This is a genomic window from Pseudomonas sp. EU05-FHT14B02 (assembly GCF_058791055.1).
The window spans coordinates 56,980-72,098 of the sequence record NZ_JBYTDD010000027.1 but is presented as its reverse complement, the minus strand read 5'-3'; the positions used below and the strand labels follow the sequence as shown (position 1 = coordinate 72,098).

The following is a 15,119-nucleotide window of genomic DNA, read 5'->3' as shown; positions in this document are numbered from 1 at the left end:
TGTCTGGCAAGTGGTTGTTGGATGTGCCGAAGCCATCGCGAGCAAGCTCGCTCCCACAGGCGGGGCGTCTATCTGGTACCACCGTTCCTCACCTAAGTCTTTGCTTCTGCTCACTAATCCTCCAGAATCGCGCCCCTGTTTCGGCCGGGCGCCGCCTGTCGGGTATTCCGACGCGTCCTGGCCGGGTGGCAAGTGACCGGAATGTGGAGATCCCACCGGATGAATGATCAGGCCAATAGCGTTAACGAACGCTATGTAGACGCGACACCCGCGACGCTTACAAGCTGGAATCGCCAAGACACCACCTGGATGCTGGGCCTGTTTGGCACGGCGATTGGTGCCGGAACCCTGTTTTTGCCGATCAACGCAGGCCTGGGCGGTTTCTGGCCGCTGCTGATCCTGGCGTTGCTGGCGTTTCCGATGACGTTCTACGCACACCGCGGGCTGACCCGTTTCGTGTTGTCCGGTCGCGAAGGCGCCGACATCACTGAAGTGGTGGAAGAACATTTCGGCATCAAGGCCGGCGCGCTGATCACGCTGTTGTACTTCTTCGCGATCTTCCCGATCCTGCTGATCTACAGTGTGGCGCTGACCAACACCGTGGGCAGTTTCCTTGAGCATCAATTGCACATCACGCCGCCACCGCGCGCCGTGTTGTCACTGGTGCTGATCCTTGGCCTGCTGGCCGTGGTTCGCTGCGGCGAGCAAATGATCGTCAAGGCCATGAGCCTGATGGTCTATCCGTTCATCGTCGCGCTGCTGTTTTTGGCGGTTTACCTGGTTCCACACTGGAACGGCGGTATCCTGACCACCGCCAGCAGCGTGCCGGCGCCATCGGCGCTGTTGCATACCCTGTGGCTGGCGATTCCGGTAATGGTGTTCTCGTTCAACCACTCGCCGATCATCTCGGCGTTTGCGGTCGACCAGAAGCGTCGTTATGGCGAACACGCCGAGGAACGCAGCTCGCAGATCCTGTCCCGTGCCCATCTGTTGATGGTCGTGATGGTGCTGTTCTTCGTCTTCAGTTGCGTGCTGACCCTGTCGCCAGCGCAACTGGCTGAAGCCAAGGCGCAGAACCTGTCGATCCTGTCGTACCTGGCCAACCACTTCAGCAATCCGACCATTGCCTTCGCGGCGCCGTTGATTGCCTTCGTGGCCATTTCCAAGTCGTTCCTGGGGCACTACATCGGCGCCAGCGAAGGCCTCAAGGGCCTGATCGTCAAGAGCGGCAAGCGTCCGTCCGCCAAGGCCCTGGACCGTATGACCGCCGCGTTCATGCTGGTGGTGTGCTGGATCGTCGCCACGCTGAACCCGAGCATCCTGGGCATGATCGAAACCCTCGGTGGCCCGGTGATCGCGGCGATCCTGTTCCTGATGCCGATGTACGCCATCCGCAAGGTGCCGGCGATGGCACGCTATCGCGGTCAGGCGTCCAATGTCTTCGTGACGGCGGTGGGCCTGGTGGCGATTTCGGCGCTGGTCTATTCGCTGAGTGCGTGATTGCTGTTTGATTTGATGAGTGAATGACGGCTGATCCGGTTTTCGGGTTGGCCGTTTTTTTTGGGGGGGGCTCGGGGGTATCCGGTCTGCCGCGGTCGGCTGTAGGAGCGAGCCTGCTCGCGAAAAACGCCGGGACACCGCGGGGACTCAGACAGCCCGCGTTATCGTTAACGACCATCGCGAGCAGGCTCGCTCCTACAGAGGTTCGGGGGCCTCAGCCAGAGCCAGGTCGGCTCGCTTTGTCTGTTTGCCGTAAGGGCGGAACAAATAGCAGCCATTACTCCAGAAACGGATATATACACAAAAAAAAGGCATAAAAAAACGCCGCTCATCTCACGATGGGCGGCGTTTTTCATTGCGTTGCAACGTTAGGCTTGAACGACCGGGATGTTGGCGTTCGCAGCAGCTTCACGGAACTCGGCGATCTGGTCGAAGGACAGGTAGCGGTAGACATCGGCCGCCATGCTGTCGATCTTGCCAGCGTATTCCATGTACTCCTCGACGGTCGGCAGGCGACCCAGGATGGAAGCCACGGACGCCAGCTCGGCCGAAGCCAGGTAGACGTTCGCGCCGTCACCCAGACGGTTCGGGAAGTTACGGGTCGAAGTCGACACGACAGTCGAGTTCGGCTCTACACGTGCCTGGTTACCCATGCACAGCGAGCAGCCTGGCATTTCCATGCGAGCGCCAGCCTTGCCGTAGATGCCGTAGTAGCCTTCTTCGGTCAGCTGGTGAGCGTCCATCTTGGTCGGCGGCGACAGCCACAGACGGGTTGGCAGCTGACCCTTGACCTGCTCCAGCAACTTGCCGGCGGCGCGGAAGTGACCGATGTTGGTCATGCACGAACCGATGAACACTTCGTCGATCTTCTCGCCAGCAACGCTGGAGAGCAGGCGAGCGTCGTCCGGGTCGTTCGGCGCGCAGAGCACAGGCTCCTTGATATCGGCCAGGTCGATCTCGATGACTTCGGCGTATTCGGCGTCTTTGTCGGCTTCCAGCAGCTCAGGGTTGGCCAGCCAGGCTTCCATTGCTTGAGCGCGACGTTCCAGAGTACGTGCATCGCCGTAGCCTTCGCCGATCATCCAGCGCAGCAGGGTGATGTTGGACTGCAGGTATTCGGCAATCGACTCTTTGGACAGCTGGATGGTGCAACCGGCAGCCGAACGTTCAGCCGAGGCGTCAGACAGTTCGAACGCTTGCTCTACGGTCAGTTTAGGCAGACCTTCGATCTCCAGGATGCGACCGGAGAAGGCGTTCTTCTTGCCTTTCTTCTCTACGGTCAGCAGGCCAGCCTGGATCGCGTAGTAAGGAATGGCGTGAACCAGGTCACGCAGGGTGACGCCTGGCTGCAGTTCACCTTTGAAGCGAACCAGGATCGACTCAGGCATGTCCAGCGGCATGACGCCGGTGGCTGCGGCGAACGCAACCAGGCCGGAACCGGCCGGGAACGAGATGCCGATCGGGAAACGGGTGTGGGAGTCACCACCGGTACCGACGGTGTCTGGCAGCAGCATGCGGTTCAGCCACGAGTGGATGATACCGTCGCCCGGACGCAGGGAAACGCCGCCGCGGGTCATGATGAAGTCAGGCAGGGTGTGGTGGGTGGTCACGTCGATCGGCTTAGGGTAAGCCGCGGTGTGGCAGAAGGACTGCATCACCAGGTCGGTCGAGAAGCCCAGGCACGCCAGGTCTTTGAGTTCGTCACGGGTCATTGGACCGGTGGTGTCCTGGGAACCCACGGTGGTCATCTTCGGTTCGCAGTAGGTGCCTGGACGAACGCCAGTCACGCCGCAAGCCTTGCCGACCATTTTCTGCGCCAGGGTGAAACCCTTGGTGCTTTCAGCCGGAGCTTCAGGCTTCTTGAACAGGTTCGAAGGTGGCAGACCCAGTTCGGCGCGAGCCTTTTCGGTCAGGCCACGGCCGATGATCAGCGGGATACGGCCGCCAGCGCGAACTTCGTCCAACAGCACCGGAGTCTTCATTTCGAAGGTGGTCAGGACTTCGTCGGTGCCGTGCTTGCACACTTTGCCAGCATGCGGGTACAGGTCGATCACGTCGCCCATGTGCATGTTGGAAACATCGAATTCGATTGGCAGTGCGCCAGCATCTTCCATGGTGTTGTAGAAGATCGGAGCGATCTTGCTGCCGAAGCAGAAACCGCCGGCACGCTTGTTCGGTACATAAGGAACGTCGTCGCCGAAGAACCACAGTACGGAGTTGGTCGCCGATTTACGCGAAGAACCGGTACCGACCACGTCACCGACGTAGGCGATAGGGAAACCGGCGTTGCGCATTTCTTCGATCTGCTTCATCGGACCGGTGACGCCTTGTGCGTCAGGCACGATGCCGTCGCGAGCCATTTTCAGCATGGCCAGGGCGTGCAGCGGGATGTCTGGACGGGACCAGGCATCAGGAGCAGGGGACAGGTCGTCGGTGTTGGTTTCGCCGGTGACCTTGAACACGCGCAGGCTGATCTTGTCGGCCAGGGTCGGGCGCTTCACGAACCACTCGCCGTCAGCCCAGGATTGCAGCACGCCTTGGGCGTGAACGTTACCGTTCTTGGCTTTTTCAGCGACGTCGTGGAAGGCGTCGAACATCAGCAGGGTGTGCTTGAGTTCGTCGGCCGCTACTGGAGCCAGTTCGGCGTCATCCAGCAGGTTAACCAGAGTCACGATGTTGTAGCCGCCCTGCATGGTGCCGAGCAGTTCAACAGCGCGCTTCTTGTCGATCAGGGGGGATTTGGCTTCGCCTTTGGCGATGGCGGACAGGAAGCCGGCCTTTACATAGGCTGCTTCGTCCACTCCAGGCGGAACGCGATTGGTGATCAGGTCAACGAGGAATGCTTCTTCGCCAGCCGGGGGATTTTTCAGCAGCTCGACCAGGCCTGCAGTTTGTTCGGCGTTTAGCGGCTGGGGAACGATACCCAGTGCTGCGCGCTCTTCGATATGTTTGCGGTAGGCTTCAAGCACAGTTATTACCCTCATCAGTGGTCCCAAATGGGTGTCCGGGACGCTCATCCCGAAATTGCCGTACTCATGCGCTGCATGGCGTTGTGAGCCACTTAGCCAGAATTACCGACAATTCCTTACAGAAGCTGCTTTCAAAGTTTTACGCCTGCAGAACGGGAGCTGATGAGGGTTGGCGTTGGGCTTTTCCCCGCTGGAAAAACCCCTCGCCAACACCGCTCTGAAGGAACGACTGTGCTCGTGACGCTTTGAAAACAGCTTCTAACGGACATTGGCGCCTAAAAAGGCAGGCTGATTCTACGGCAAAAAAAAATTAAAGGTAAGTCAGTGATTATTGGACTTTGGTGGTGACGGTCACCAGAACCCGATTCTCCACAGGCCCTGAACTTTGAGGGGTGATCAATGGCCGACAAAGGGCTAACATGCCGGCCTGTTCTGCTTTTTCGCGTTTTGCCTATCTATGCCCAATCAGACCATCAAGACCCCCTGCGTCGGCCTCTGCTCCACTGTTTACGGTGACCTGGTGTGCCGTGGCTGCAAGCGTTTCCACCACGAAGTGATCCACTGGAATGGTTACAACGAGGAAGAAAAGCGCGCGGTATGGCTGCGTCTTGAGCAGTTGCTGTCACAGGTGATGGCCGCCAAGGTGGAAATTTTCGATCCGGCGCTGCTCCGAATGCAGCTGGAGCAGCGCAAGATTCGCTTCGTGCCCCATCAGTCGGAGTATTGCTGGGCCTACCAGTTGATCGCGCGAGGTGCGCGGGTGATCAACAACCTGGAAGCCTACGGGATGGTGCTGCTGCCGGAGTTTCGCGAGTGGAACCTGCCGGAACTGCGCGACGCCATTGATCGGGAATTTTTCCTGCTCTCCGAAGCCCATTACCAGCGCTATATCGCGCCGGGGTTCCTGCAAGATGCCTTTGGCGGCTGACCCGCTGATATGTGGCGAGGGGGCTTGCCCCCGTTCGGCGGCGCAGCCGTCGCAAATTGAGCTGGCACAGTACATCTGCCGGAATGCAGGGGGCCGCTTCGCGACCCAGCGGGGGCGAGCCCCCTCGCCACAAAAGCATGTTCGGCTTCAATGCTTGTCCGCAATCTCCTCAAGATGATCCGCCACTTCCATCGGCTTGAGCACCAACACATCGCTCTCGACTTTATCCAGCACCACTTCCGCCGTATTACCGATCAATGCCCCTGACAACCCGCTGCGCGCTACGGTGCCGATCACCGTCACCGCTGCCTGCAGTTTGTGCACCATGAAAGGAATCAGCACATCCGCCGGGCCTTCCTCGATGTGCAGGTGGTCATCGTCGATGTCGAATTCCGCCTGGAACGCCTTGCACTGTTCGCGATAGCGCGCCTGGATGGTTTCGCTCAGTTGAAACGTCGGGTCGGCCGCCGACAGCATCGGCGAAGGGTGGGCGCTGATCACGTGCAAGTGGGCCTTGGCCAGGGTTGCGATGTCATAGCCATGATCGATGATGGTGTTGTGCAGGTGGCGATGTTCCTGGTCGGTGTTACCAACGTCGATGGCTGCCAGAATCACTTTGTCTTTCCATGAATCGGCGGTTTTCACCAGCAGCACCGGTGTCGGGCAGGACCGCAACAGCTTCCAGTCCTGCGGGGTCAGCAGGGCTTTTTTCAACGGGTTATCGGGGAAGTGCTGCTTGACCACCAGGCCGCAACCTTCGGCTTGCTGCACATCGACGATGGTTTGGTGTTGGCTGTCGTTCCAGGCCTGCTCGGTGGTGACGCTGTAGCCGTCCTCCGTCAAAGCAGCCTTGAGCACACTCAACATGCCACTGTGATCATGCTTGGGGTCGCACACCAGCAGATGCAACTGCGCCTGGGTCACACCGGCTATCAACTTCGCCCGTTTGAGCGCCAGGCTTTCCGAGTGCTCGGGTTCGATGACCACCAGAATGCTGCGAATGGCTTGCATGAGCGGGATCTCCTGAAAATGAAAAAGCACGGCGTTGCACAACTATAGTTGCTGTCGGCGATTCGGGGACTTGATGCATATCAACGGTTGGCGACTGGTGGTCTGCGGGCAGGCCGGTATAATCGGCGCCCTTCGTTTGAACCTATTTTTCCGTGAGCCCCATGATCCTTCCCGAAATTCACGAGTTCCTTGGCTGCCGAACCCCCGACGGCTGGATCCAGGCCGCGCTGGCTGATCAGGAAACCCTGCTGATCGACCACAAGAACTGCGAATTCAAGGCCGCCAGCACCGCGTTGAGCCTGATCGCCAAGTATCACTCCCATGTCGATCTGATCAACATGATGTCGCGCCTGGCCCGGGAAGAACTGGTGCACCACGAACAGGTCATGCGCCTGATGAAACGACGCAAGATCGAACTGCGCCAGCTGTCCGCCGGGCGCTATGCGTCGGGGCTGCGCAAGGTGGTGCGCAGTCACGAGCCGGTGAAACTGGTGGACACCCTGGTGGTCGGTGCCTTCATCGAAGCCCGCAGTTGCGAGCGTTTCGAAGCACTAGTGCCGCACCTGGACGAAGAACTGGGCAAGTTCTATTTCGGTCTGCTCAAGAGCGAGGCCAGGCATTTCCAGGGTTACCTGAAGCTGGCCTACCTATATGGGGACGCCAAGGACATCGCCCAGGTGATCGACAGGGTCCGTGCCGCCGAGCAGGAACTGATCGAATCCCCGGATGTTGAGTTCCGCTTCCATAGCGGCATACCGGCTGCGGCATAAACACCGCAACCCATTGTGGGAGTGAGCTTGCTCGCGATGGCGGATCAGGCAGTCACACCTGAGGTGGCTGACAGTCTGCTATCGCGAGCAAGCTCGCTCCCACAAGTTCCGGTGTTAACTGACAGGTATCAGTTTTCTGGCGGGCGCTCAGTTTAGAAATCCCACTTGGTGGTCAACATCACGTTGCGTGGTTCGCCGTAGTACGTGGTGTCGAAGTTGCCCAGGCCCGTCAGGTAGCGTTTGTCGAAGACGTTGTTGGCGTTGACGGTGAAGCTCAGGTTTTCGTTGAACTGGTAGCGGCTCATCAGGTCGACGAGGGTGTAGCCACCTTGCTTGATACGGGTGTCGCCGCCCGTTGTCGGGCTGTAGATCTTGCCGTAGAACGCACTCTGCCAGCTGATTCCGCCACCGACGGTCACCCGATCCAGTGCGCCGGGCAGGCGGTAGGTGGTGAACGTACGCACGACATGTTCCGGTTTGGATGTCGCCAGCGGGAAACCAAAGATGCGCTGTTCATCAGCGTCACGGGTGCGGGCGTAGGTATAGCCCGCCGACAGGTTCCAACCTTCGGCCACTTCACCGGCCAGTTCCAGTTCCACACCTTTGGTGGTTGCGCCGTCGATGGCTTTGTAGATGCCTTCGTTGGTGACCGGGTTGGTACCGATCGATTCAGCGACGTTGTCTTGCTCGATACGGAAGAAGGCCAGGCTGGCGTTCAGTCGCCCGTCGAAGTAAGCGGCTTTCAGGCCGGCTTCGTAACTGGCGCCTTCGACCGGTGCCAGGGTCGAACCGTTGGCATCCTTGTAGGTTTGCGGCTGGTAGATGCTGGTATAGCTGGCGTATGCAGAATAGGTGTCGTCCAGGTCATAAACCACACCGGCATAGGGCGTGACCACGCCATGTTCCTTGTAGCTGGCATGGGTGTCATCGAGTCCCACACCCGGATAGTACGAATAATCCTCGTTGTACTTGAAGGTGCTCAGGCGGCTGCCGAGGATGATCGACAGATCGTCGGTCGCGTGCAGGCGCGTGGCCAGGTACAGGCCATTCTGACTTTGGGAGCGTTCGTACTTGCCGTTTTTCGGGAAGTTCTGTTCCGGCAGATCGCCGCTCCAGTCGTAGATGCTGCCCGGGACCAATTCGAAGGCGCTGGTGTCGTAGGTCGCGCCGGTCTGGCGCGAGTGGGAAGCCATGAAGCCAGCCACCAGTTCATGCTCGCGGCCTCCCAGGCTAAAGGGGCCGGTGACGTTCACGTCAGCGGTGTTTTGCACGCGATGACCTTCCCAGCGACCCCAGTACAGGAACATGCCTTCACCAGTGGCGCGGTCCGGGTTGCCGCCGCTCGCCGAGGCCAGGCGAGTGTCGTGGTCGGTGGTTTTCTGGTCGATGCTGGCCTTGAACTTCCAGTCGTTGGCCAGGGCCTGTTCCAGGGAGGCGAAGTAGGTGATGTCGTCGAAGTCACGTCGGCTCCAGTCGGCGCCCGGGTTGAAGTGACGCGGGAAGTCGGTACGGCCGCCGTCCGAGAAGTACACCGGGTTGCCGGTCCAGGACGAGCCGCGCGGGGTGGTGCTTGATTTGTCGACGCCGAAGGTCAGCAGGGTGTCGGGTGTCAGATCGGCTTCGAGGATGCCGTAGAACAGGTCTTTTTTCTGGCTGTAATGATCCTGGTAGGAGTTCTTGTCGGAATAAGCGCCGACGAAGCGGCCACGCACACTGCCGGAATCGTTCAGCGAACCGGAAATATCGCCGACGCTGCGATAGGCGTCCCAGTAACCGACGGTCCCGCTGATCGATGCCTTGAACTCGCTGGTCGGCTTCTTGCGGATCAGGTTGACGGTGGCGGACGGGTCGCCCGAACCGGTCATCAGGCCGGTCGCACCCTTGACGATTTCGATGCGGTCCAGGCTGGACGCGTCGTCGCCGTTGTTAGGGTTTTCACCGTAGACACCGTCATACGGAATGTTCACGCCGTCGTACTGGAAGTTGGTGATGGCATAGCCACGGGCGGAAAACTCGGTGCGATCACTGTCGTACTTCTGCGTCGAAATGCCGGGGGTGTTGCGTAGCGCGTCGCCGATGCTCTGCACACCGCGGTCGTCCATCTGCTGACGGGTAATGACGGTCACCGATTGCGGCGTTTCGCGGATCGACAGGGGCAGGCCGGTGGCCGTGGATGTTGAACCGGTGGTGTAGGAGTGGGTGCCTTCGGTGGTAGCGCCCAGCGCCTGGCCGGAAATGGTCGTTGCGCCCAGTTGCAGTACGCCGTCGTCCCGGGCCGACTTCTTTTCGGCATCGGTTTCAGCGGCGTGGGCAACGGGTACAAGGCTCAGCAGGGCGGTAGGCAGGGCCAGCGCCAGAGGGCACAAGGCAAAACGGAAACGGGCGACAAGCGGGTGCGACATGGAGATCCCTTTGCATCGAATCGATCGGTAGTTGAAGTGCTCTGAGGGGTTGACCGAACGAAAAACGCAAAGGGGAACTGCCGTATGAAAAAAATTGATAATTATTCTCGGCAGGCCAGGCCGAGACGCTCATGCCACTGGGCGATGGATTCTTGAGCGTACCCTGAACAGCCTAGACCGTAAGGGCTACTCGACCGGCACCAGAATTGCGTCGCCGGTCGCCACCAGTTTCAATTGACCGGCTGTTTGCGCGAACAGTTCGGCGCGGGCGAATACCTGTTTCTTGCCGGCCTTCACCACTTTGCCCCGGGCGATGAACACTTCGCCGATCGCAGGTGCCAGGCAGTTCACTGAAAAGTGCGAGGCCAGCACGTTGCCCGCCACAGTCCCGGCGGCAAATCCGCAGGCGGTGTCGAGCATCGCGCCAATCAGGCCGGCATGCAGGAAACCGGCGTACTGAGCCATGTCGTTTTCACGAAAGGCCATGGTGAGCTCGGCTTCGCCAGTTTCGGCGCGGGTGACTTCAACGCCGGCCCAGCGGTTGAAGGCCGAGGTTGAGTTGATCTGTTTGAGTGTGTTGAGCATGGCGAGTCCCTCCGGTTGAGGGTTCAACATGCGCCGGGTTTGGGGGAGTGTCATCGTTGATCAGTCAGCGTGATAGGGCGGTGGATTTATGGTGAATATACTGGCCCCATCGCGGTCCCACTGGACGCCCACGAAAGGCCAAGTCAGCATGTCCCCCTCGAAACCGGGACATGACCTGATGCGACGATTACCCTCCCTGGCAGCCCTGCGAACCTTCGAATGCGCCGCCCGTCACGCCCATTTCGGTCGGGCGGCGGCCGAGTTGTGTGTCACCGACAGCGCGGTCAGCCACCAGATTCGCCAACTCGAAGAGCAACTCGGTGTGCCGCTGTTCGTGCGCGAGGGCCGGCAGATTCGCCCGACCCTGGCCGCCGGGCGCCTGATGCAAAGTTTGCAGCAGGCTTTCGAACTGATTGGCGATGCCTGCGATGAACTGCGCGACCCTTCATCCCTGGCGGTATTGCGTCTGGCGGTCACTGCCGAGCTGGCGCAAAAGTGGCTGATGAGTCGCCTCACGGATTTCTACGCGCGTTACCCGCACATCACCTTGCATCTGTACGAACAGCCGATCGACGCCACGGCACCCGGGGAAGACATTGACCTGGCGATCACCTACGGCACCGGCCCGGTGGACAGCACCGCGTATTTCGTCCGACCGCTGCCTGCGTTGCAGTTCTTCCCGGTGTGCAGCCCCGGCCTGTTCAACCAGGGCACCCTGAAAACACCGAGGGACCTGGCCCGACACTGTCTGCTGCACGACGACCAGGACGGCAAGACCTGGACCGCGTGGCTTACCAGCCATGCCGGTGACCAGCGCCCTGATCGTCAACTGTATTTCGCCCACGCCGGGCTGGCACTGGAGGCCGCGGCCCAGGGGCAGGGCGTGGCCATGGGCGACAACTTGACGGCCCAGGAAGATTTGCTCAGCGGGCGGCTGGTACGGCCGTTCACCTCGAGCATGACCGCGCTGGGCCAATATGCGCTGGTGTGCGAGCGGCTGCGGCTGGAGCGTCCGGCGGTGGCGCAAATGCTGGAATGGTTCAACGATCAGTTGCTCGATTGATGAGTTGAATTCAAGTATTCCGAAATAATCATCGTTGGCGAGCCAGTCGCTGTCGCCCTTAGCCTGTGGTCATTCCAATCCCCGCTGAAGAGGTTTGACCATGGCCCGTTTGCTCGACACCACTCCCAAACAGGACGGTTTCCGTCTGCCCGGCGAATTCGAAGCCAAGTCCGGTTGCTGGCTCGGCTGGCCGGAGCGTACCGACGTCTGGCGCAACGGTGCCAAGCCGGCGCAGAAAGTCTGGGTGCAGATCGTCACCGCCATTTCCATGAGCGAACCGGTCACCGTGTGCGCCTCGGCGGCACAGTTCGCCGCCGCGCGCCGCCAGTTGCCGCCGCAAGTACGCGTGGTCGAAATGACCTGCAACGACACCTGGTTCCGCGACAGCGGCCCGTGTTTTGTGGTCAACGACCAGAGTGGCGAAGTACGCGGCGTCGACTTCGAATTCAACGCCTACGGCGGCCTCGACGGCGGCCTGTACTACCCGTGGGACAAGGACGACCAGATCGCCGGCAAGATCCTCGAAATCGAACGCTTCGACCGCTATCGCGCGCCGCTGATTGCCGAACTGGGTGGCATCCAGAGCGACGGCCAGGGCAGCATCCTCACCACTGAGCAATGCCTGCTCAACCGTAACCGCAATCAGCATCTGGGCAAGGACGAAGTCACCCGTCGCCTGACCGACTACCTCGGCGCCGAGCAGGTGATCTGGCTGCCGCGGGGCTGCAAGTTCGATGAAACCGACGGCCACGTCGACGACCTCGCGTGCTTCGTGCGCCCCGGTGAAGTGGTGCTGCAGTGGACCGACAACCGCGACGATCCGCAGTGGGAAATCTATCAGGAGGCCTACGACATCCTGCGCAGCACCCGCGACAGTCGTGGTCGCGAGTTGATTGTGCACAAGCTGGCGCAGCCGGATGTGCTGGAGTGGACCGCCGAAGAAGCCGAAGGCCTGGATCAGCAGGACAGCACCCATACCCGCCAGGCCGGGACGAAAATCTGCGCGTCGTACATCAACTACTACGCCGGTAACAGCTCCATCGTGGTGCCGCTGTTTGGTGATCGCAACGACAAAGTGGCGCTGGCGACCCTGGCCGAGCTGTTCCCGCAACACAGCATCGTCGGCATCGAAAACTCCCGAGAAATCCTCCTCGGTGGCGGCAACGTCGCGTGCATCACCATGCCGCAGTACGCCGTCACCGCCTCCAACAAAAGGGGAGCGTGATCGTGGGCCTGCACAAACTGACTCAAGCAATACTGCTGGTGCTTGCACCCCTGTGTGTGCAGGCTGCCGACTCCGCCAAACCGGTGGTCAACCTCTACATCTGGGGCGAGTACCTGGCCCCGGACACCTTGAAGAATTTTGAAGCGAAAACCGGCATCCATGTGGTGGTCGACCACTTCGACTCCCTGGAAACCGTCGAGACCAAGCTGCTCACCGGCCGCAGTGGCTACGATCTGGTGCTGACGGCGGGGCAGCATCTGTCCCGGGCCATCGAGAGTGGCGCGGTGCAGACGGTCGACAAGCAGCAACTGCCGCACTTTGCCGGCGTCGGCGAGGAGTTCCGCCAGCACATGGCGGTGTTCGACCCAGGCAACCGCTATGCCGGGATCTACGCCTGGGGCACAACGGGTGTGGGGTATCAGGAACAGGCAGTCAAGCAGCGCCTGCCCGATGCGCCGACCGACAGTTGGGCGATGCTGTTCGATCCGGCCGTGGTCTCGAAATTCGCCGATTGCGGGGTCAGCTTGCTCAACGATCCCAACGAAGTGTTTGCGGCGGTCATGAAGTACATGGGCCTGGACATCAACCGCCAGAACCTCGATGACCTGAAGTTGGCCGAGCAGCAACTGGCGAAGATTCGCCCGTACATTCGTTATTTCGACAACGACCTGAACATCAGCGACCTGGCCAACGGCAACACCTGCATGGCGATGTCGTGGAACGGCAACGTGGCCATCGCGGCGGGCCAGGCCCAGGCAGCGGGTAAACCGTACTCGCTGAAATACCGGATTCCGAAGGAGGGCACGTTGATCTGGTTCGATGCCATGGTCATTCCCAAGGATGCGCCACATCCCAAGGCGGGTCTTGCATTGATGGACTACCTGATGACCCCGGAAGTGATCGCGCCGATCACAGACACCATCCATTACGCCAATGCGATCACGGCGGCGGACGGCTTGATCGACCCGGCGATTCGCAATGATCCGGGGACGTATCCGCCAGCGGTAGTCAGGGCTTCGCTGTACAACAAGAATGACAATGGCAAGGCGTTCAACCGGGCGTTGATCAGGGCGTTCAGTCGGTTGAAGTCGGGGTTGTGACTGGTCCTTGATGGTGTGTTGACTGGACTGACGTCTTCGTCGGAACGCCGCCCGGAGCAAGCCCGCTCCCACAAAGATCACGCGAACCTTGTGGGAGCGAGCTTGCTCGCGATGAACGATAACGCGGTCTACCGGTTGGGCACCCGCCACAAATACCAGGAGGCCACCGTTCGATAAGGACTCCACCCCAACCCGATCTCGATCATCTGCCGGCGCGTCGGCTGCACCTCCAGGCCCTTGAGTCGCCTATAGCCCTCACGCACACCAAAGTCATCGGCCGGCAGGATATCCGGCCGCTCCAAGCTGTAGATCAGTAGCATCTCCACGGTCCAGCGGCCCACGCCGCGCAACGTGATCAGGCGTTCGATCAGTGCTTCATCGTCCATGGCCAGCGCCGCGGCGTAATCGGGCACCAAGCCGTCCAGCGCCGCCTGGGCGATACCCTGAATGGTCGCGATCTTGCTCGCGGAAAATCCGCAACTGCGCAGTCGGTCGAAATCGGTCGCGACGATCTGTTCAGGCTTGGGAAACGCACCCGAACCGAACAGTGCCAGCAGCCGGCCGACAATCGCATCGCCGGCCTTGGCGTGCAGTTGCTGATAGGCAATCGCCCGCACCAGCGACTCATAGGGATCACGGGCTGCGTGCGGCTGGTGCAGGCACGGGCCGATGGCGTCGATATGGCGGCGCCAGTCGTCATCGATGGTCGCCAGGAACGCACTGGCCGCCTGATAGCCGTCGGACATGGGTTCAGGCTTTCCCGGACGGTTTCAACAGGGCGTTCACTTCGCCATAGGTGAGGGCCTTCAGGTCGTGGGTATCGAACTTGCCGGTTTGCAGAAAGCTTTTGGCGATGCCGGCCATGGCACCGTAGAGGAACTCGGCGATGCCTGAACCTGCGGACAGGCGGCGCACACCAAGTTCTTTGAGCACTTCGGGTGACGGCAGGCCTGGGAAGCCAAGCACATTCAACGGCAGTGAGGTGCCGTGGCACAGCGCCTTGATCTCGTACTCCGCGGTAACGCCCGCGGCAAACAGGCCATTGGCACCGGCCGCCTGATACAGCGCGGCGCGCCTGAGGGTTTCGGCGACGCGATCTTCGGCAGGCACCAGACCCCGAAGATAAACATCGGTGCGCGCATTGATGAACAGGTTCACGTTACGTCGATCGGCCACCTGGCGCGCGGTTTCAATCTTGCGTACCAGTAATTCCGGCGGCGAGGAGCCGTCCTCGATATTGATTCCGACAGCGCCGGCGGCGATCACGGCGTCAACCACTTTTGCCACTCGTTCCAGGTCATCGGAATAACCGGCTTCGATGTCCACGGTCAGTGGCACCGAAATGACCCGGGCAATCGACTCGACCGTCGAGACCAGGCGCTCAAGGGGCAGGGTGTTGCCGTCCGGATAGCCATGTACCCAGGCCACCGCCGCACTGCTGGTGGCGACAGCCTTGTTGCCCAGTTGCTCCACCAGCCGCGCACCGGCGGCATCGGCGACGTTGGTGAGGATCAGCAAACCCTCGTGATGCAGTTGGTGCAGTTGATTGTCGAGCCTGTCCATCGA

Annotated in this window: 12 protein-coding genes; 6 read left to right on the top strand and 6 right to left on the bottom strand. The window is 60.5% G+C overall.

Going from position 1 to position 15,119, the window contains the following annotated elements; all coding sequences use genetic code 11:
- Positions 1 to 219 precede the first annotated feature (219 nt).
- The gene (locus AC3WTM_RS22560) at positions 220 to 1,500 is read left to right on the top strand and encodes an HAAAP family serine/threonine permease (protein WP_102672385.1); all 1,281 of its coding nucleotides are present in this window, start codon (positions 220 to 222) and stop codon (positions 1,498 to 1,500) included.
- Positions 1,501 to 1,868: 368 nt separating this feature from the next.
- Here the strand turns inward: AC3WTM_RS22560 and acnB are convergent, their stop codons facing one another.
- Entirely contained in the window at positions 1,869 to 4,469 is a 2,601-nt protein-coding gene (acnB, locus tag AC3WTM_RS22555; protein ID WP_102672035.1) for a bifunctional aconitate hydratase 2/2-methylisocitrate dehydratase, read from the bottom strand.
- A gap of 457 nt (positions 4,470 to 4,926) precedes the next feature.
- On the opposite strand from acnB, the gene AC3WTM_RS22550 reads away from it, so the two are divergent.
- Positions 4,927 to 5,397 (top strand): DUF1289 domain-containing protein, encoded by a 471-nt coding sequence (locus AC3WTM_RS22550; protein ID WP_057715064.1) that lies wholly within the window; start codon positions 4,927 to 4,929, stop codon positions 5,395 to 5,397.
- Positions 5,398 to 5,544: 147 nt separating this feature from the next.
- On the opposite strand, the gene AC3WTM_RS22545 is transcribed toward AC3WTM_RS22550, so the two are convergent.
- Positions 5,545 to 6,408 (bottom strand): universal stress protein, encoded by an 864-nt coding sequence (locus tag AC3WTM_RS22545; protein WP_102672034.1) that lies wholly within the window; start codon positions 6,406 to 6,408, stop codon positions 5,545 to 5,547.
- A gap of 161 nt (positions 6,409 to 6,569) precedes the next feature.
- Between AC3WTM_RS22545 and AC3WTM_RS22540 the strand changes: the two genes are divergently transcribed.
- Positions 6,570 to 7,178, top strand: a complete 609-nt coding sequence (locus AC3WTM_RS22540) for a MiaE family protein (protein ID WP_102672033.1) — start codon at positions 6,570 to 6,572, stop codon at positions 7,176 to 7,178.
- 152 nt (positions 7,179 to 7,330) lie between these two features.
- On the opposite strand, the gene AC3WTM_RS22535 is transcribed toward AC3WTM_RS22540, so the two are convergent.
- Complete coding sequence (locus AC3WTM_RS22535; protein WP_102672032.1) at positions 7,331 to 9,580, bottom strand: TonB-dependent siderophore receptor; 2,250 nt, start codon at positions 9,578 to 9,580, stop codon at positions 7,331 to 7,333.
- A 186-nt stretch (positions 9,581 to 9,766) separates the two neighbouring features.
- Positions 9,767 to 10,165 carry a PaaI family thioesterase gene (locus AC3WTM_RS22530; protein WP_102672031.1) on the bottom strand — a complete coding sequence of 133 codons (399 nt, stop codon included), beginning with the start codon at positions 10,163 to 10,165 and terminating at the stop codon, positions 9,767 to 9,769.
- Between the two features lie 178 nt (positions 10,166 to 10,343).
- Here AC3WTM_RS22530 and AC3WTM_RS22525 point away from each other — a divergent pair, with 178 nt between their 5' ends.
- From AC3WTM_RS22525 to AC3WTM_RS22515, 3 genes are all read left to right on the top strand, one after another.
- The gene (locus AC3WTM_RS22525; protein ID WP_102672030.1) at positions 10,344 to 11,228 is read left to right on the top strand and encodes a LysR substrate-binding domain-containing protein; all 885 of its coding nucleotides are present in this window, start codon (positions 10,344 to 10,346) and stop codon (positions 11,226 to 11,228) included.
- Between the two features lie 100 nt (positions 11,229 to 11,328).
- Positions 11,329 to 12,453, top strand: a complete 1,125-nt coding sequence (gene aguA / locus AC3WTM_RS22520; RefSeq protein ID WP_102672029.1) for an agmatine deiminase — start codon at positions 11,329 to 11,331, stop codon at positions 12,451 to 12,453.
- Between the two features lie 2 nt (positions 12,454 to 12,455).
- Positions 12,456 to 13,553, top strand: coding sequence for an extracellular solute-binding protein (locus tag AC3WTM_RS22515; RefSeq protein ID WP_102672028.1), 1,098 nt, complete (start codon positions 12,456 to 12,458; stop codon positions 13,551 to 13,553).
- A gap of 128 nt (positions 13,554 to 13,681) precedes the next feature.
- On the opposite strand, the gene AC3WTM_RS22510 is transcribed toward AC3WTM_RS22515, so the two are convergent.
- On the bottom strand, positions 13,682 to 14,299 hold the full coding sequence (locus tag AC3WTM_RS22510; protein ID WP_102672027.1) for a DNA-3-methyladenine glycosylase family protein: 618 nt from the start codon (positions 14,297 to 14,299) through the stop codon (positions 13,682 to 13,684).
- 4 nt (positions 14,300 to 14,303) lie between these two features.
- Positions 14,304 to 15,116: an isocitrate lyase/PEP mutase family protein gene (locus tag AC3WTM_RS22505; RefSeq protein WP_102672026.1), complete on the bottom strand. Its 813-nt coding sequence runs from the start codon at positions 15,114 to 15,116 to the stop codon at positions 14,304 to 14,306.
- Positions 15,117 to 15,119 lie beyond the last annotated feature (3 nt).

Bases quoted from the DNA above. Each gene is read 5' to 3' on its own strand.
- AC3WTM_RS22525 (WP_102672030.1), top strand. From the start codon at position 10,344: ATGCGACGATTACCCTCCCTGGCAGCCCTGCGAACCTTCGAATGCGCC.
- AC3WTM_RS22550 (WP_057715064.1), top strand. From the start codon at position 4,927: ATGCCCAATCAGACCATCAAGACCCCCTGCGTCGGCCTCTGCTCCACT.
- AC3WTM_RS22510 (WP_102672027.1), bottom strand. From the start codon at position 14,299: ATGTCCGACGGCTATCAGGCGGCCAGTGCGTTCCTGGCGACCATCGAT.
- aguA (WP_102672029.1), top strand. From the start codon at position 11,329: ATGGCCCGTTTGCTCGACACCACTCCCAAACAGGACGGTTTCCGTCTG.
- AC3WTM_RS22545 (WP_102672034.1), bottom strand. From the start codon at position 6,408: ATGCAAGCCATTCGCAGCATTCTGGTGGTCATCGAACCCGAGCACTCG.
- AC3WTM_RS22530 (WP_102672031.1), bottom strand. From the start codon at position 10,165: ATGCTCAACACACTCAAACAGATCAACTCAACCTCGGCCTTCAACCGC.
- AC3WTM_RS22535 (WP_102672032.1), bottom strand. From the start codon at position 9,580: ATGTCGCACCCGCTTGTCGCCCGTTTCCGTTTTGCCTTGTGCCCTCTG.
- AC3WTM_RS22540 (WP_102672033.1), top strand. From the start codon at position 6,570: ATGATCCTTCCCGAAATTCACGAGTTCCTTGGCTGCCGAACCCCCGAC.
- AC3WTM_RS22505 (WP_102672026.1), bottom strand. From the start codon at position 15,116: ATGGACAGGCTCGACAATCAACTGCACCAACTGCATCACGAGGGTTTG.
- AC3WTM_RS22560 (WP_102672385.1), top strand. From the start codon at position 220: ATGAATGATCAGGCCAATAGCGTTAACGAACGCTATGTAGACGCGACA.